This window comes from Nocardiopsis aegyptia (assembly GCF_013410755.1).
GTDB lineage: Bacteria > Actinomycetota > Actinomycetes > Streptosporangiales > Streptosporangiaceae > Nocardiopsis > Nocardiopsis aegyptia.
This window is the reverse complement of the sequence record NZ_JACCFS010000001.1, coordinates 6,366,645-6,383,950: the sequence shown is the minus strand read 5'-3', so window position 1 is coordinate 6,383,950 and position 17,306 is coordinate 6,366,645. Positions and strand designations below refer to the sequence as shown.

At 67.6% G+C, this 17,306-nt stretch carries 12 protein-coding genes and 1 pseudogene; 6 read left to right on the top strand and 7 right to left on the bottom strand.

Going from position 1 to position 17,306, the window contains the following annotated elements; all coding sequences use genetic code 11:
• Positions 1-9: 9 nt before the first annotated feature.
• The 3 genes and pseudogenes from HNR10_RS28360 to HNR10_RS32250 all read right to left on the bottom strand — a co-directional run.
• On the bottom strand, positions 10-711 hold the full coding sequence (locus tag HNR10_RS28360; RefSeq protein WP_179828834.1) for a DUF429 domain-containing protein: 702 nt from the start codon (positions 709-711) through the stop codon (positions 10-12).
• 98 nt (positions 712-809) lie between these two features.
• Positions 810-1,793 carry a DUF6884 domain-containing protein gene (locus tag HNR10_RS28355; RefSeq protein WP_179828832.1) on the bottom strand — a complete coding sequence of 328 codons (984 nt, stop codon included), beginning with the start codon at positions 1,791-1,793 and terminating at the stop codon, positions 810-812.
• A gap of 144 nt (positions 1,794-1,937) precedes the next feature.
• Positions 1,938-2,117, bottom strand: a pseudogene (locus HNR10_RS32250) (DUF7669 domain-containing protein); the annotation flags it as partial.
• 216 nt (positions 2,118-2,333) lie between these two features.
• Here HNR10_RS32250 and HNR10_RS28350 point away from each other — a divergent pair.
• The 3 genes from HNR10_RS28350 (at position 2,334) to HNR10_RS28340 (ending at position 6,764) form a co-directional block, all read left to right on the top strand.
• A complete protein-coding gene (locus HNR10_RS28350) occupies positions 2,334-2,939 on the top strand; it encodes an SWIM zinc finger family protein (protein WP_246406454.1) in 606 nt (201 codons plus the stop codon).
• Positions 2,940-3,486: 547 nt separating this feature from the next.
• Positions 3,487-4,209 carry a tetratricopeptide repeat protein gene (locus HNR10_RS31850; RefSeq protein WP_281390297.1) on the top strand — a complete coding sequence of 241 codons (723 nt, stop codon included), beginning with the start codon at positions 3,487-3,489 and terminating at the stop codon, positions 4,207-4,209.
• Between the two features lie 680 nt (positions 4,210-4,889).
• On the top strand, positions 4,890-6,764 hold the full coding sequence (locus HNR10_RS28340) for a DUF2075 domain-containing protein (protein WP_179828829.1): 1,875 nt from the start codon (positions 4,890-4,892) through the stop codon (positions 6,762-6,764).
• Between the two features lie 195 nt (positions 6,765-6,959).
• Here the strand turns inward: HNR10_RS28340 and HNR10_RS28335 are convergent, their stop codons facing one another.
• The gene (locus tag HNR10_RS28335; protein WP_179828827.1) at positions 6,960-7,916 is read right to left on the bottom strand and encodes a hypothetical protein; all 957 of its coding nucleotides are present in this window, start codon (positions 7,914-7,916) and stop codon (positions 6,960-6,962) included.
• 278 nt (positions 7,917-8,194) lie between these two features.
• Between HNR10_RS28335 and HNR10_RS28330 the strand changes: the two genes are divergently transcribed.
• A complete protein-coding gene (locus tag HNR10_RS28330) occupies positions 8,195-10,069 on the top strand; it encodes a DUF2075 domain-containing protein (protein WP_179828825.1) in 1,875 nt (624 codons plus the stop codon).
• 113 nt (positions 10,070-10,182) lie between these two features.
• Here HNR10_RS28330 and HNR10_RS28325 read toward each other — a convergent pair whose 3' ends face one another.
• From HNR10_RS28325 to HNR10_RS28315, 3 genes are all read right to left on the bottom strand, one after another.
• Positions 10,183-12,705 carry an alpha-L-arabinofuranosidase C-terminal domain-containing protein gene (locus HNR10_RS28325; RefSeq protein WP_246406452.1) on the bottom strand — a complete coding sequence of 841 codons (2,523 nt, stop codon included), beginning with the start codon at positions 12,703-12,705 and terminating at the stop codon, positions 10,183-10,185.
• 495 nt (positions 12,706-13,200) lie between these two features.
• Positions 13,201-14,220: an SEC-C metal-binding domain-containing protein gene (locus tag HNR10_RS28320; protein ID WP_179828823.1), complete on the bottom strand. Its 1,020-nt coding sequence runs from the start codon at positions 14,218-14,220 to the stop codon at positions 13,201-13,203.
• 209 nt (positions 14,221-14,429) lie between these two features.
• The gene (locus tag HNR10_RS28315; RefSeq protein ID WP_246406450.1) at positions 14,430-14,798 is read right to left on the bottom strand and encodes a hypothetical protein; all 369 of its coding nucleotides are present in this window, start codon (positions 14,796-14,798) and stop codon (positions 14,430-14,432) included.
• 496 nt (positions 14,799-15,294) lie between these two features.
• Between HNR10_RS28315 and HNR10_RS28310 the strand changes: the two genes are divergently transcribed.
• Both HNR10_RS28310 and HNR10_RS28305 read left to right on the top strand, forming a co-directional pair.
• The gene (locus HNR10_RS28310) at positions 15,295-15,879 is read left to right on the top strand and encodes a hypothetical protein (RefSeq protein ID WP_179828821.1); all 585 of its coding nucleotides are present in this window, start codon (positions 15,295-15,297) and stop codon (positions 15,877-15,879) included.
• A gap of 276 nt (positions 15,880-16,155) precedes the next feature.
• Complete coding sequence (locus HNR10_RS28305) at positions 16,156-17,301, top strand: hypothetical protein (protein ID WP_179828819.1); 1,146 nt, start codon at positions 16,156-16,158, stop codon at positions 17,299-17,301.
• Positions 17,302-17,306 lie beyond the last annotated feature (5 nt).

The window sequence follows — 17,306 nt, the reverse complement described above, 5'->3', positions numbered from 1 at the left end:
TCGGCTGCGTCAGTACCAGATCGCGATCGGCACATCGGAGGGCCCGGACTGCGCGGGCGTGGGGAGGGACTTCGCCCGGCCCGTGGCGATGCGGTGCGCGCTCCACGCCGCGGCGGCAGCGTCCAGGATGTCATCGACCGCCACCCGACCGGCCGTGCCCAGGTCATCCGGAAGAAGGACGCCCTCAGCGGCGAGCAGAGCGCGACGATGGCTCTGGCCGTTCCAGGTCCGCTTGGACCACTGCAACGGCGTTCCGGCCATGGCACGGAACGACATTTCGGGATGCACTTCATGCAGGGGAAGCGCACCGGAACGCCGGAGTCGATCGGCCTCCCGGATCTTCGGGAAGAGGGCGTGGGACTGCTTGGACAGACCTTGTCCCATCACTTCCCTGCACGTGGCGTTGGCTCTCTTGTAATCCTTGACTTCCACGACGGCGCGGGACGGGATCCGAAAGACACTGTTCCCGAGCTTGCCCAATTCGCCATTCACGAGTAGGTCGCAGTCCCGCCATCCCTGATCGGTGAGCCCGAGCGGGATGTCCACCGCCACGATCTCAGGGTCGGCCCCCGCCGCGACCTCCTTCAAGCGCCCGCAGAAGCGGGCTTCGGTGAAGCGTCCATCGACCAGACGGACCGCCATCCACCCGTTGCTGCAGGCGTCGACTCCGACGACCTCCACGTGCGCGTTCCCTGCTCGTTCGGTCGTCATGGCGATCCCGTCCCGTCCATCCTCGGTATGAGGACGGCCTACCCCTCAGCGTCATCGTTCAGTGTTCCGGGAGTATCCGCGGCCTTCGCCGCACGTGGTCAGGAAGCCCGCCAGGCCCGGCGCAGTTCGCCCAGGCGCCGACGTACGGGTGTCTCCGGAACCGAGCCCAGGTTCAGTGGCGGGTCCATGCGGCGCAGCACCAGCTTCTCCACCGTCCCGAGCCGGTCGCGATCCCCCACCGTGACCGTCACCGCGCCGAGATGACGTTCCATCCACGCGGTCAACGGCTGCTCCCGCTGGGGCGTGAGACCCAGGCGCGCGGCGAGTACGGACGCCAGGCTGAGCCGCAGTGTGGAGAACTCGGCTCTGCCGCCGAGGTGCATAGTGACGAGTCGCAGGTAGAGGGTGTTGTCGGAGACCTTACCGCTGGGTTGGCGTGTGGCTCCGGCTTGACCGACGTAGATGATGCCGGGATCGATCCGTCTACCCAATCCGGCGCTCAGGTCCTGCGCACCCTGGGTGTCCACCCACCAGCTGTACAGGCCCGCTTCGGCAGGCGGGCGCGAGTGCGTCCGCAGCAGATGCGCCGGCACCACCCGCTCAGGTCCCGACAGTCGGGCGATGATGTCCTCGGCCTCCGATTCCACCAGACTCTCGTGCGGATCCCCCGCTCCGGCCGGGCCGGGCGGATTCTGGTACCACGCGAGCGTCCGCCCCATGGACAGCCCGGCCAGCGGCGCGTGGACACGGGCACCCGCCGTGACCAGCGGTCCCCGGAGCGCCTCGACGTAGTGACCGCCCGCGTGGATCTCCACGGTGGCCTCCGGCAGTGACACGTGCTCGGTGAGCTGCGCCGCGACGAAGCTTCCCCACGCCCGCCGAAAGGCCGGGGAACGGTCGCCCAGATACAGGTCGTAGGGGGCAATGACCTCCGCCGGACCGACCAGCCCCCACCGGGCGCTGAGGACGTACCAGGCCACGCCGGAACGTTCGGCGTAGCGTCGGCGCTCACGAAAGAGCGTGCTCTGGTAGAGGTCCCGGGCGGCCATGGCCGTGTCGGCCTTGGTCTTGACGCACCCCACGAGCAGCAGGTGTGGGGCGGGGCCCGTCCGTGGACGTGCTGTCGACGGGAAAGCCGCGCGACGAGCGGGCGAAGGTGCGTCCGATCGAGGAGCGGTGGACGGCGGCTCCGAGCTGTTCGAGCCCACAGCGGAGCGGTACACACCATGGCCGGTACGCGCCAGCAGCGGGACGCGTCCCGACTCGGCCGAGGCGGCCTGGTGGATCTGGGTACGGACGGTGTTCGGACTGAACCGCGGATGGTGTCGGCCGAACCAGGCGACCGCTTCACGCATGGGGAAGGGCCCAGCGCGCATCCGGGCGTACTCGGCGATCAGTTCCCTCACCGTCCGCCTGTCGCCCACCGGCCCACCACACTCCTTCGCCGCTGCCCAGCCCGACCGTCGGTAGATGCCGCGTTCCCACGCTATCGGGGCGTCGTGGACATCACGGCTCGTTGGCGCAGGTTCTGTTCATCGGCCGTGCGACAGCGTACTGGCGATCCCTGGGCAGGATCGTGTGTACCTTGGCGGGTTGCCTCGCCACTGTGCTTTGCTGGGCCCATGGACGTACTCCGACTCTCCCGAGAACGCCTGCTGGACCTGGCCGGCCGCACGTCGTTCGACCGCGGCCTGGAATATCTCGGACAGGTGTCCGGCCTGCGCAGGGGCGAAGGAGTCGTGCACGCCACCGTGAGAGGACACCGGCGCTACCGGGTACGGATCACCACGGAGGGTGCCTTCTTCTGGTGCTGCGACTGTCCCTGGGCCGAGGAGGGGAATTGCTGCAAGCACGTGGTCGCGGTGAGCCTGGTGCACCTGCACGAGCGCGAACACGGCGAATCCGCGCCCCCGGTATCCGACATCTCGTCCTACCTGCACGGCCTCGACCGTGAACAACTGGTGGAGCTGTTGCTGGAGGAAGCCGGCTACTCCCATCCACTCAGTTTCGCCCTGGAGGTACGGGCAGCGGTCGCGGCCCAGGACACGGAAGCGTTGCGGGCCCTGTGCGAGGGCGCGCTGCGCGTCACCGAACCGGTGCCCTACGACCAGGCGGACGAATACGCCCGTGCGGTGCACAACGCCGTAGACGGTACACGGATTGGAGGAGTCCGGTCGGACCGAAGCCGCCATGGAACTCTTCAACGCGGTTCTCGCCTTCACCAGTGATGCGGAGGAGATGGTGGAGGACCTCGACGGCGTCGTCCTGTCGGCGCTGGAACGCCTGCACGGATAGGGCGGGCGTCGGACCGTCCGACCGATCTCGGGTGAGAAACCGGGGCCGTCATCGCCCTTAGGTTCTAGTGGTGGTTGCAACACCCCAGCTCAGGGGGTACCCACGCACAACGCTCGGCTGGGATACCTCAGCCGAGCGCCTCGCTAATCTGCTCCAAGCGAGCAACTGGTCATCAGTGTTGCGACGGCCCCTAGAATCCGCCCGGGGTCCTGCGACACGTCCTCGCCTTCCACACCCCGTCGAAGGAATGGACGGCCACGGTCCACATCGGACTCGAAGCCGCACGACGTGAAGGTCAGCGCTCTGCCGAGGCCGACCTGTGGGAGAGCCTGGGCATGGCCTGCGTGCAGTCCCAGCAGACCGAGGAAGCGCTCGCACACCACACGCGTGCGCTGGAGCTGAGGCGCGCCGACGGAGACGCCTTCGGGATCGCGATGTCGTTGAACTCGCTCGGATTGGGCCCATCCGCGCGCGCGTCGGCTGGAGGAGGCGCTGAAGTGCTTCGGGCAGAGTCTGGACGACGTGCGCGAGCTCGGCGAGGAACGCTGGGAGGGAATCGTGCTCGGAAACCTCGCCGCCACGATCCTCGAACAGGGCCGACCGGAGGAGGCTGCCGAACGCGCGAACCAGGCCCTGGTCCTGCATCGCCGAAGTGGGAACCGGATGAGCGCCTTCGCCTGTCTTGCCACGCTCGGCCGCTCCTGGCGCGAACTCGGTCGCCCGGAAGAAGCACTGCACAATATCGAACAGGCCTTGGAGACCGCGTGGGAACTGAGCAACCCCGTTCGTGAAGCCTTCGCGCTCCTGGAACTCGGCCGGATTCAGGTACAACTCGATCGCCTGGAGGAGGCCCTGACCTCCAACCACCACGCGGCGACCCTGCATCGCTCGATCGCCGACCGGGTGCGCGAGGCGGAAGCGTTCGAAGGAGCGGGAGGGGTGCATCAGCGCCTCGGCCGCCCGGAGGAAGCCGCGAAGCTCCATCGGCAGGCGGTCGCGGGCTACCGTGCGGCGGGCGACCGGTGGCGTCTGGCCTGCGGCCTGCACCGCTTGGCCGCGGCTCTGGAGGCCTCCGACAGAGCCGAACGCGCCCGTGAGCATTGGAGCGAGGCGCTGGATGTGGCCTCGGAGTTCACCGACCCCGAGGCGCGCCGGCTGCGTGAGGAGATCACCGCGGCCCTGGCCCCGCCAAGCGAACTCTGACGGTGTGACCGTCTGCCCCGAGCAATGAGCTCAGGCTTTGGACACTGCGAAGGCGAATTGGGCCGCAGCAGTAAGCACCCCCCGATTCCAGCTCGGGAGAGTCTCCTCGCGGAGCCCTCCCATCCTCTGAGCGGACCATTGGCTTCGCCGTCTTCCGGCGGTGCTGTTCGATGTCGAATCCGGACAGTGCCCAGCGCGGCACCCCCGGCAGGATCGCCCTCTCCCTGACCGTGAAGGCCGCGACCGAGACCCACCGTCCGAACGGCAGCGCGCCGAGGACGTCAATGACTCCGAGACGACTCCCCAACATCCGACCTGGGGAAGCTCTCAGCCTCCGCTGCTCTTCGACCACTTAGCAGACGGCTACGGCGCCGATTCCCCGCAATCGGAGGTCGACGGTCTCCTGTTTCCTGCCTGGACGGTGCGACGCCCTACGCCCGAGGCCGCGGAGCTGTCGTCGGTCGAGTGCCATCCCAGATTTTGCCAGTGGTCGCACCTGTTGTGTTGCTTCTGACCGGACCTGACGCGTCGCCTCGAGCTCGACCACGCAATGACCCGAGGATCTCTGCCCGCGTACACGTTCGATTCGCCCTGGTGCGCCAACGCGGCTAGATTTCCAGTGCAAACCTGGGCACAACCAGCCATATTCAGACATCCAATCCAGGAAGGAACCTGTTCCTGTGGGTCTGAACCCCCTTTTCCGTGGGACGGTCGGCGAAGTCAGAAGCGCCATCGAGAACCGGCAACTCATCCCCACGATGGCGAAGGAGCTCTACAGGCTGACCGGGAGGTCACCGGGCGACGGTGAGGTCAGGTCCTGGGAGAACAGCATTCCTCACGTCTGTGGGCTGCTCGAGGAAGCCGGGCTCAGTGATGTCCAGATGCTCGTGGAACTGAAGCTCCCCATCACGGACGCCCGCATGGACGTGGTGCTGGTGGGTTCACATCCAGGCACCGGAGACTTGTCCGCCGTCATCATCGAGAACAAGCAATGGACCCGGGTCGCACTCGAGTCCGAACTCGTCCAGGTCACCTACGGCCACAGCCGGCGCACGCATGTACACCCGGCCAATCAGGTATGGGGGTACCGGCAGATGATGGTCGGCTTCGTTCCGCTCCTGAGGATGGCTTCGGTGACCTGTGTCGCCAACATGCACAACGCGAACAGGGAAGCAGTGCGGAGCATCTCCATCGCGCGTCTTCCCCACACGGAGCCGAACCCCGAATACACGCGGATGTACGGTGCCGATGACCGGAAGCGCTTCGTCGGCACACTACGCTCCGTCCTGTCCCCGGAGAAGGCCGAGTCCCACACCCGCGAACTGCTCTCTGCGACAGTTCGGTCAACCGAACCCCTCATGACCTCCGTCGCCAGAGGACTGGGACAGCGCTCCCTCTTCCCCCTTATCGACGAACAACGCGAAGCCTACGACTACGTCCGAGCCCAGGTCGAGCGGGTCCGGTCGGGCCAGCGCAAGGAGGTCATCGTCATCGAGGGCGAACCCGGAACGGGCAAGAGCGTGATCGCGCTTGAGCTGATGCGGGCCTTCAACGCTCAAGGAGTCGACGCCGTACACGCCACTGGTAGCAGATCGTTCACCAGGACCCTGCGAACAAGCATCGCCAGGGGACGGAGCGCCACCAGCAGGAAATTCGCCTACTTCAACAACTTCGACGAGGTTGACGGGAACCATATCAATGTCATCGTCGCGGACGAAGCTCACCGGCTGAGAGCACACTCCAGGAAGAACTCGAAGAAACCGCAGGTCACCGAACTCATCGAGGCCGCACGCGTACCGGTCTTCCTTCTGGATGAACGCCAGAACGTACGCCCCTCCGAGGTCGGGTCAGTCGAACTCATCCGCAGGGCCGCCGCCGACCTCGGCCTGGGCTTCCACAGGATCAACCTTCGCCACCAGTTCCGCTGCGGGGGCGCACCGGAGTACATCGACTGGATCGACCAACTCCTCGGGCTGTCACCGAACGGGGGACCTCAGCCATGGTCTCCTGTCGAGAACTTCGAACTGCGCGTGGCCGCCGCTCCTGCGGCCATGGAACACTTCTTGCAGGCAAGGATGGCCGAGGGCGCGGGGGCCAGGATGGCCGCTGGGTTCTGCTGGTCGTGGAGCCCACCCGGACGCGACGGGCTGGTGAACGATGTCGTCATCGGTGATTGGCGCAAGCCCTGGAACGCCAGATCGGACTCCCATCTGGGCAAGATTCCCCCTTCGGACCTGTGGGCGACCGACCCCGGCGGGTTCGGGCAGATCGGCTGCATCTACACCGCGCAAGGATTCGAGTACGACTACGCGGGCGTCATCTTCGGCGGCGACCTCGTCCGGCGTGGACAAAGATGGGAGTCCCACCTCAGCGCCAGCAAGGATTATCAGGTCAAAAGGGAAGGGGACTTCGACGAGCTCGTACGCAAGATCTACCGGGTCCTGGCCACGAGGGGCCTGAAGGGCGCGGTTCTCTACTCCACGGACCCCGAGACGAACGCGTTCTTCGGCCAGCTCGGCATCCCACGCTTGGACGCGAACGGAGGCAGGCTGTGAACACACGGTCCTGACACGGTTTCCCACGCGGACGCGCCCTTTTGTCTGGTCGCCAACCTCGTGGCCAACGCCATGGCCCAGGTTCTCGGAGTTGTGGAATGACTCCGAGCCCCGGCCCCTGGCGGACGGAGCCGACCGCGCCACGCAGGCCGACCTGTTCCAGTTCGGCCAAACCGGTCGCCCCAGTTCCGAACATCAGCTCACGTGGGCGATGGTGTGGCGGTGCCATGCGAAGTAGTCGGCGCTCGCGTCGGTGTGGGCGGTGCAGGTGTCACAGAGACGCTCGACGGCGGTGGTGAGGTGCGTGGAACTCGCGACGGGCTCCGAGGGGCGGATCGCCCCGTCGGCGTCGACGTAGACGTAGCCGTGCTCGAAGAGCGAGTCGCACCCGAGCACGCAGGCGAACATGACATTGTTGAGGTCCGCGCGCTCGGTGGGCGAGGCCACGCTACGCCGCTTGATGTGGGCGGTGTGTACGAGCCGCTTGGGCAGCACGAGCTGGCAGAGGTCGCACGGGACTTCGTGCCTGCCCGCGAGCTTTGTACGGCGCAGGGCCTTCTGTTCCGTGCGGGCACGGACATAGGCCAGGCGATCGGTCGCCGGTGGCAGCTCGAGAATCCCGAGGTCGGCGGGGTCGTCGGCATCACCAGCTGCGTCCGTCGGCTGACCAGCCTGGGCGAGCTCCTGTTCCCATCCCCCCAAGACCTTGGTCAGGGCCTTCTCCATGAAGGAGTCCTCGGCCTCGGCACGCTTGGCGGCCCCGTTGGCGCAGGCGGAGCGCCGCAGGGCCTCCCACGCGTCCTCACCGAGATCGTCCTTGCGGGCCTTCTCCCATACGTCCAGTGGTTCCATCGGAACCCGGTACGGATAGGTTTCGTCCTCCCAGACCGTGGTGTGGTCCTGGTAGAGACCACCGGTGAGCCGAGTGATGTGGAGCGCCTCCGCGGTCCGCCCGTGCGCCTCCTCCGCGCTGATCCTGCCCAGGCCGCGGGAGCCGAGGACGAGGTAGTCGCCCGCGCGCAACGACTGGAGTACGGCCAGGTGGGCCTTGCCCTCCACCACACCGGGCTTCCAGCCCCACACCGATTCCTGAATGCCGGTTTCGAGGTTCTTCTGCCCCTCGTCGCCTACGTACACGAAAACCGTCGTCACGGTCCGCCCCTTCCGGCAGGCACGACCCGCGAACACCAGAAGACCCATATCTGGCGACACGGGAAAATGTCAGCAAGTCGTCATATGGTACGAGTTGTCTACGACGTTCGGATCCCGTACCGAACAACACCGCGTTCCACCTCGTGTTACGTGGAGAACCGTTCCCGGCAAGGGCGCCGTCGTTAGCCTGGTGACGTACGAGCTGCGGCCCGACAGGCTTCCGTCACGGACACGCCTCCACCCGCACGAGTTCCCCTTCGTGCTGCCTGGAGACTGTTTTGACGGCCTTTCGCCGATCCGCCGCGTCACTGTCCGCCTTCTCACCGATGGAGGAAGGGCTCGGTGAGCTGATCTCCGAGCACCTGCGGTACACGACCGGACGCTCCCCCGGTCCGGCCGAGGTGCGTTCGTGGAACCGGAGCCTCCCCGCGCTGGCCGCGGACCTGGTGGACGCCGGCCTCGGTGACGTCGAGATGCTCATGGAGTACCGCCTGCCGACGTGCGACAGGCGCGTCGACGTGGTGCTCGCGGGCCACCACCCGGAGACCGACGACCACAGCTACGTGGTCGTCGAGCTCAAGCAGTGGAGCGAAGCCGAGTCGTGGGAGGACGATCCGACCATGGTGCTGGTCGCCAACCAGCCCGGTGGCCCCAAGCTCCACCCGGTCCTCCAGGTGCGCGACTACTGCTCGCACATCGGTGACTTCGTCGCCTCGGTCACCGACCCGTCCAAGCAGCTCCGCGGGGCCGCCTACCTGCACAACGCCTACGAGCCGGCCGTTCGGGACCTCTTCGACCTGCCCCAGGATGATCAGGGCCGACTCTTCACCGCACAGAGCCGGGGCGAGTTCCTGGCCTTCCTCACGAGCAGACTCGCCCCGCGGTCCGGCGCCGAGGCGGCGGACCGGCTCCTGAGCGGCAAGGTGCGCCCGAGCAGGCAGCTGATGAAGGTCGCCGCGGCCGAGGTCAAGGAGCGCACCCAGTTCACCCTGCTCGACGAACAGCACACCGCGTTCCGTGCCGTCCTGCACGCGGTGACGCGTGCCCACGAGAGCGACCGCAAGACGGCCGTGATCATCAGCGGCGGTCCGGGCAGCGGCAAGAGCGTCATCGCGCTGTCCCTGCTCGGCGAGCTCTCACGCGACGGTGTCAGCACCATGCACGCGACCGGGTCCAAGTCCTTCACCACGACCATGCGCAAGGTCGCCGGCAAGCGCAGCCCGCGCGTCCAGAAGCTGTTCACGTACTTCAACAGCTTCATGGCGGCGTCCCCGAACCAGTTCGAGGTGCTGATCTGCGACGAGGCGCACCGGATTCGGGAGACGTCGGCGAACCGCTACACGAAGGCCGAGTTCCGGACCGGTCGGCCCCAGGTGGACGAACTCCTGGCGGCCGCACGGGTCCCCGTCTTCCTCCTCGACGAGCACCAAGTGGTGCGACCGGGCGAGATGGGAACCGTGGAGACCATCCGGCAGCATGCCGAAGCGAAGGGCCACGCGGTTCACCACATCGACCTCTCCGGTCAGTTCCGCTGCGGTGGCAGCGCGCTGTACGAACAGTGGGTCCTGCGCCTGCTGGGCCTGGAGCCCGGTGGGCCGCTCCGGTGGGAGGGGGACGAGAACTTCGTCCTGGGCACGGCTGCGTCACCGGCCGAGATGGAGGCCTCGCTGCGGCCCGTCCTGGAACAGGGGTACACGGCGCGCCTGAGCGCCGGGTACTGCTGGCCGTGGAGCAAGGCCGAGAAGGACCGCCCTCTGGAGAACGACGTGCGCATCGGTGACTGGGCACGTCCCTGGAACAGTCGGCTCGACCGCTGGTTGCCTGGAGTGCCTCCGAGCGCCCTGTGGGCGACGGAGGAGGGCGGCTTCGACCAGGTCGGATGCGTGTACACCGCCCAGGGATTCGAATACGACTGGTCAGGGGTGATCCTGGGTCCCGACCTGGTCTTCCGTGACGGGAGGCTGGTGGTCGCCCGGAGCGCCAACCGTGATCCCGCCCTCGGGAGGAAGTCCACCGAGAAGGAGTCCGAGGCCCTCATCCGCAACACCTACAAGGTGCTGCTGACCCGTGGGATGCGAGGGACGCTCCTGTACTCGACCGACCCTGAGACGCAGGAGTTCCTCACCAGCTTGACCGGCACCTCGGGGCGCTGAGACAGCCAACGGAAGGTCTCGCCCGAGGGTGAGGAGGTCCCGAAGGCGGGTCTCACACGGGCGCCCGCCGGGCACCAGTGGTGCGGTGCCCGGCGGGCGGGATTCTGCTGCGGCTACTCCTCCGGGGTGAGGCGCATGAAGGTGACCGAGTGCGCCGGGAAGGTGTGGGTGAACGTGCTGCCCACGCCGTCGATGGTGGAGGTCTCCGGGCTGACGGGCCGGTCGGTCGCGGTGTTCACCGCTTCCGGGTCGGCCTGCAGGACGGTCAGCTCGGCGGTGGGCTCCCCCTGCGTTGGACCCAGGTCGATCGACGTTTGGGCCGCCTCGTCCTGGGCGTTGACGACCTTGACGATGAGCTCGCCGGTCTGCTCGTCGCGGGTGACGACCTGGCGGAACGGTTCGGGCTCAGGAGCGGTGAAGCTGCCCCACTCGTCGTCGTCGAGGTAGAGGGTGACGTCACGGCCGCGCACCTCGACGCGGATGTCGTAGGCGCGGCCGGACTCCACGGTGGTGTCGTCGGAGACGATGAGGCTCTTGGCTCCCCCGGAGGCGCGCTCGACCGCGGACTGGGTGTTGTTCCACCCGCCCAGGTTCCACCAGTAGTAGTCGCCGGTGCCCTGGACGCCGAACCCGACGAGGAAGCCCTCGGCGTCCTCGCGCTTGGTGGCGGTCACCTCCAGGTCGTAGTCGGTCCACCCGGGGTCGCCGGCGGTGACCATCGTGTTCTCACCGGCGACGTCGGTCTGCGCGTAGGCGCCGTCCTCGACGGCCCAGGTCCCGGCGTCGGTGACGTGGGTCCACTGGTCGGCGCCGGAGGAGAAATCGTCCTCGAGCAGCGTCTCGCCGTCGGCGGAGGTCACCCGGACGTCGTCGTACTCGGCGCTGGTGTTCCAGGTGGACAGCCCCACCGCGCCGGTGATCGGCCCGCTCACGCCGGGGGTTCCGGAGGCGGTGCTGGGCACCACCTGGTCTCCGGTGTTGGCGGAGAAGAGCCGCTGCACCTCGTAGTTGGCCGAGCCCCAGCTGGTGCTGTTGTCGAACCAGATCATGTCGGGGGTCCACTGGGTGGACCAGTCGGCGGCCAGCAGCGGGGCGTAGGAGACCATGCGCACCACGTCGGCGTTGCGCTCCAACCCGGTCATGTAGGCGGCCTCGGCCAGGGCGTTGGAGAAGAGGTTGCCCTGCGAGGCGAACTCGCCCAGGTAGACGTCGGGGCCCTCGCGGTCGTAGGAGTCGTAGCGCTCGTTGTTGGCCAGGAACCAGGCGGGCGAGTTGTAGTAGTGCTCGTCGACCAGCTCGACGCCGTGCTCGCGGTTGAGGTCCCAGGCGCGCTCGAAGACGGTACCGCCGGAGGCGGGTCCGGAGTTGCTGACCACGGTGATGTCGGGGTACTCGGCCTCGATGGCGTCGCGGAACTGCAGGAACCGGTCGAAGAACGCGTCGGGCAGGTTCTCCTCGTTGCCGACCTGGACGTGGGTCAGGCCGAACGGCTCGGGGTGGCCCATCTCGGCGCGCACACCGCCCCACTCGGAGTCGGCCGGCCCCTTGGCGAACTCGATGAGGTCCAGGGTGTCCTGGACGTGGCGCTCCAGCAGTTCGGGGTCGTCGGTGGCCTGGTTCTCACCGCAGCCGGTGACGAGGGCGGGCACGACCGGAAGCGGCATGGCACCGAGGTCCTCGGCGAACTGGAAGTACTCGTAGTAGCCGAGTCCGTAGGACTGGTTGTAGCCCCAGAAGTTGTGGTTGGTCGCGCGCTCCTCGACCGGTCCGACTGTGTCCTTCCACTGGAAGGAGCGTTCGCGCGGCCAGTCGGGCGCCTCGTAGGCCTCGTGGCTGCCGGTGTTGACCAGGCAGCCCCCGGGGAACCGGACGAAGCCGGGCTCGAGCGCGGCGATCTGCTCGGCGATGTCCGCGCGCAGGCCGTTCTCATGGCCCCGGAAGGTCTCCTGCGGGAAGAGCGAGACCATGTCCAGGTCCAGCACGCCGCCACCGCTTGCGGTGACCGAGAGTCGGCCGGTGGTGCTGGAGGCGGTCGCGGTCAGCGTGCCGGTGTACTGTGCCCAGTCGCCCTGGACGTCCAGGGACAGCGGTTCGGCCAGCGGCTCGCCCTGGGCGTCGTGCAGCCGCACGGTCACCGGGTCCGGGCGGCCCGGCGCTTTCACCCACACCGAGAAGTCCAACTTCTCCCCCTCGGTAACGGTGATTCCGGTGGAATAGCCGCTGTTCACGACACCGTATTCGCTGCCGTCGCGGGGCAGAACGACCCGGAGGTAGTTGCGGTTGCGCTCGTTGAGCCGACCGGCGTTGTCCACCACGCTCACCTGGCCGTTAGTGTTTCCGGAGCCGGTCTCCTCCCAGGCGGTCATGGGGGTGTAGTTCTCGTTGTCCGCGGTGCTGTATTCGAAGGAGCGGTTCTGCACGAGTTCGGCGTAGAGCCCGCCGTCGGCCGCGTGGTTGATGTCCTCCATGAAAATGCCGTACATCTGGTCGCTGATCTGCGGCCCGGCCGTGGAAGTGTCGATATCGATGCTGTAGTCGGTCGCCGCCGACGCGGGGGACGCCGTGGACACGACGCACAGCAGTCCGGTGATCAGCGCACACGTGGTGCGGGCCGGTCTCCTTCGGTTCGCGCGCAATTTTCCTCCGGGGGGTGTACCGCCGACGGGTTCCGGTCGGCGGTTGCGGGGTGTTCGGAGTCGCGGTGACAGGGGGTACTGGCGGAATGAGACGTCATTCGCCGAGGGTCCGGTACATGCATGGCGCGACCCTTGACTGGCCTTCCTTATTATTATGTTAGCGCTAACATATTGCGTCGAAGAGGATGTGTCTTAGTCTAATGCGGCGTTTTTCTAGATATAGCCCGCGGCCGTGAGGGTGTCAAGGGGTGTTCTGCGGAAAGCACGAACCCGGTTGCGGTCAGTGCCGGACACCGGGCAAGCACTAGGCTGCCCGGGAATCACCACCACCGGCGAAGGGGACTCGATTCCGGCAATGCGCCTGTGGGGCGAGGAGTGGGGTGGAGCAACCCTCCAACGGGTCCGGGACACCTTGCCCCCTGCCTGATGTGAGGCCTGTCTTTCCAGAGGAGGACTTCTGGGTGCTGGTGATGCGGTCCGTCTCCGGGAGGAAGGTCAGCGGTTGGACGGCGATCCGCAGCACTTCTTGTACTTGCGGGTCGACCCGCACCAGCATGCCTCGTTGCGCTGGGGCGGCCACGGCACGAGTCGCGGGTCGTGCGCGGCGATTTCGCCTTCGCTCCAGCTCAACGCGGTGGCACGGTCCCCCGCGTCCATCCCCGTGTGTTCCGCGAAGGCCTCGATCTCCGCCACGCCGTGGAGCACCACGCTCCACCGTGTCTCTGGACGCTCGCTGCTCTGCTCGCGCAGGTTTCGTTCTGCCGCCCGGTAGTAGGCGTCAGCGCCGTGTTCGGCGACCTCGTGAGGGAGTAGTCCCCTGGTGCGGGCGTCGTCGAAGGCCTGCCGGGAGAAGAGCACTTCCGCGTCCCGGTCCGGCTCAGAGCCCTCCGTCCGAGTCTCGCCCTCCCCGACGTCGCCGTACGTCTCCGCGAGAAGCCGACGTGCCGATGCCACGGCCACCTCGTCGTGTGCGTCGAGTTCCATGCCCAGTTGCGCGCGCACGCGCGACCGTCGGATGAGCGCGGTGAGGTATCGGGCTTCGAGGCCTTCCAGATCCTCCGGCGGTTCGGCGAGGAGGTCGCGGGAGGCGAGGTTGAGACACCGCAGCGCATCGGCCAGCTCGCCCCTCGCCTCAAGATCCTCGGCGAGCAGCTCCGCCGGACCCGCGCCCAATCCGCCTGGGCTGAGCAGTTCGGCGGTGATCCGTTCCGCTTCGGCGACCGCTTGTTCCTCACCGCTGTGATGTAGCAGTCGGACGAGTTCGATCGATGCGTACTGACGGTCGTCCGGGGCCGGCGGGTACGCCCGTAGAACCTCCAGAACTCGACGGGCCTGGTCGATGCGCCCCGCCCTCGTGAGATCGCCGACGTAGTCCAGGAGGGCTTCACCCGCGTGATCCGGCGCCTGGGCCAGCAGAACCTGCAGCAGCCGGTCGGGCAGGTTCAGCTCCCGAAGCGCGGACAGCATGGCAGCGTCGTCCGGGCCCGGGGCGAGGGCGGTGTCGCGGTCGTTCATGGCCCCAGGTTAGATCTCGCCCACCTGTCCGGGAGCCGTTCGGTGCATCCCCCACCGAGACACTCAGGCGGTGGGCCAAGGGCGGCCCCGGACCAAGAAGCACAGGTGGTCTCTCCACCCGGCACAGGTGGAGAGGCCGACTCGCCCCGAGGACGCTGCCTCGCCGGCTCAGGCGATAGCGACGGCAAAAGCGAGTTGGGCGACCGCGGCTACCCCGGAGACGATCGTGGCCCCGCGGCGACGGCGGGCAGGGCTCTCTTCCAACTGGCCAGAGTCTTCGCGCGCAACTCCTCCCATCCGCCCGAGGCCAGCATCAGTTTCGCCGTCTGCCACCGGTGCTGTTCGATTCGGCATCCGGGGAGGAGACCGGAGGAGTTGTTGCGGCAACGGGTTCGATCACGGTTCCAGGCACCGCACGGCAACGGCATCTGGAAACAGATGTAGAGAACGGAGACCACCGAGGCGACGGCGATCCACATCGGCCCCACCTCAGGGAGGAACCATCCGAACAAGGCGAACAGAATGACGGCCAGGCCCCAGTAGCGTGCAAGGCTCTTGGTGTTCTTCTTGGAAGCCATATCCGCCATGATCGACCGCGCGTTTTCCTTCCGACAAGGGTCATCCCTCCCCCGCCGTTGACCGAACCAGGCCAGGCCGCTCAAGTGTGGAGGCAAACCCGTTCGGGAACCTTGCACTCCCTCCCGAACGACCTGCGGGTTGCCTTCTTCCACAAGAGATGCACGCCTGGCGGCAAGACCCGAACCAGTCGATCTACCGACCTTATTTGATCACCACAAAGCCATCCGCAACGCCCGAAATATATCTATCCATGACTGATCATCGCTAGATACGCATCACTCTCATACTGCCTTATTTTCAACATCGACTTCGGCACCAGGACGGCAGAGGTCCTCATGCGTACACAGGGGGATGGAGGTATCCCGGACGGCCGTGGGCAGTCGGACCGGGCACAGGTTCGGTCCGGTTCAGAGTTGTCCACAGGCCCTATGCAGGATCGGCGGGATTGACGGAATATGGAAGTGGAAGTCGTCACGCGACCGCTGTGAGGCGCCTGTGATCACCACGTCCTTTCCCTTCGATTCCAACCGTGACCGACTGGAGCGTTCCGCCCGGGAGCACGCGCGGGCGCTGGCCCTGGAGAGAGGTTTGTTCGACGACGGACCGATTCCGTTGGACGGGCCGGTCGTGGACGACCCGCGCCATGCGGGCACCGACGACGGCCATGATCCGAGCGCTGCACGCCACCGTGCGGCGGAGGAGGCCATCGCGGTTCCGTCCCCGGCCGCGAAGCGCGGGCGGCACGGTTCCGGCCGGGCGCATGACGACAACGCAGCGTGGGAGAACGCGGTGCGAGACGACGCGGCGCAGACCGCGTCGGCGGAGGGGAACCGCAACCAGGAGGACGGAAGAGAACGCGGGCCGGTGCTGGGAGTGGAGTCACGTGAAGCGATCAGGGAGTTGTGGGTGGGGCAGCGGGTGAGCTTTCCGTACAAGCGGCGTCGCTACACCGGTGTGGTCACGAAGCTGGGTCGAACCCGGGTGGTGGTCGCCTACCGAATCGCGACGGGCCGGGACCGCGATCGCGTGCGGCTCGTGCACGCTTCGCTCGTCACTCCCGTGGAGGTGGAGGATCGGTGACCTGGCCTGCGAAGGACGCCGACCCGCGGCCCGACGTCGATGGTGGTGGCTCGTGCCAGCTCACCGCCGGTCGACACGAGGCCGAAGCCGCCCCTGCGTTGGCCGGCACGGGCACCGAACCGGTCGTGATCAGGAGCGCCCTCACGGCTCGGGCGAGCGACACTGCGGGGACCTGGCCCGGGATGGCCGCCGGCGACCGGTCCGCCATCGATCGTGCCGAGAGCGGATTGCGCGGACTCCGGACAGGCGGGGGCGGCCGTCGCTATCCTCCAAGACATGACGCAACACTCCGTAGCCGACGATGTGACCACCCCTCGGTCCCCGTCGCTCCCCCCTCTGCAGTTCCACAAACCCGGCGAGGATCTGGCTGCGGCCATGGCGTGCGAGCGCTGCAAGGAGCAGGGCATCTCCATCCCGCCCGGGTGGGGACAGAAGAAGGCCGTCCGCGCATCACAGGAGGAGGCCGACCAGGACACCGCACCGAAGAAGCGCCGCACCCCTCCGTTCACCTTCCTGCAGTGGCAGCTGCTGCACCGGATCTGGGACAAGGTGACGGCCGACGGCGCCGGCGACGATCCGGACAGCCGGCTGCTCGCGCTGACGTGCGCGCTGCGCGGCGCGATCCGGGGGTATGCGAACCTCACGGCCCAGGACTTCCGCATCCTGCGTCTGGAGGATCCGCACGACTCCGTCCGGCGGCTGGTCGAGCCGGGATGGCTGCAGACCACCCCGGAAGAGGCGGTCGAAGCCCAGGCCATGGCACCCGCCCAGTGCGGCCTGCCCACCATCCAGGGCAACCCGTGGGGCGTTGGCCAGGGCATCCGTTCGGGCGCCTCGGGCTGGGTGAGCCGCACGCTGTCCCACAAGAAGATGCGCAAGAAGCCCAACGGCATGCGGATGACCGCCGTCTACGTCGCGGCCCACGCCACGCCCGAGGGCGACATCCGTGTGCCCGCGGACAAGGTCGTCTCGGCGGTGCGCATCTCGGGGACGGACGAACTCATGTCGCTATTGGTGCGTTGGGAGGAGCTGGGCTGGATCGAGGACTTCCGGATGACGGACGGGGACGTCATCGCGCGTCTGACCGAACTCACCCGCCCCCTGGCGCACGTGCCCGTGCCGCCGCCCACGCCTCCGATGACCGCTCCCGCCACCACGCCGCAGGACGTGCCCGTGCTCGAGCGCGCGCGGGCGCTGGTGGAGGGCCGTGAGTCCGAGGTCGCGGACTGGGTGGGCGCCTTCCGTGACGAGCACGGCCACGGGCCGAGTTGGGGCATGCTCTCGGAGCACTTCGGCTGGCCGCCGCGGGCGGCGCCCGACCATGAGGTGACGCAGGAGGCGCTGCGGATGCTGGAGGAGGGCGGCTGGCTGACGGGCTTCGGTGTCCCCTTCGGGCTGCGTCGGGGGTCGGCCAAGGCCTGAGGTGC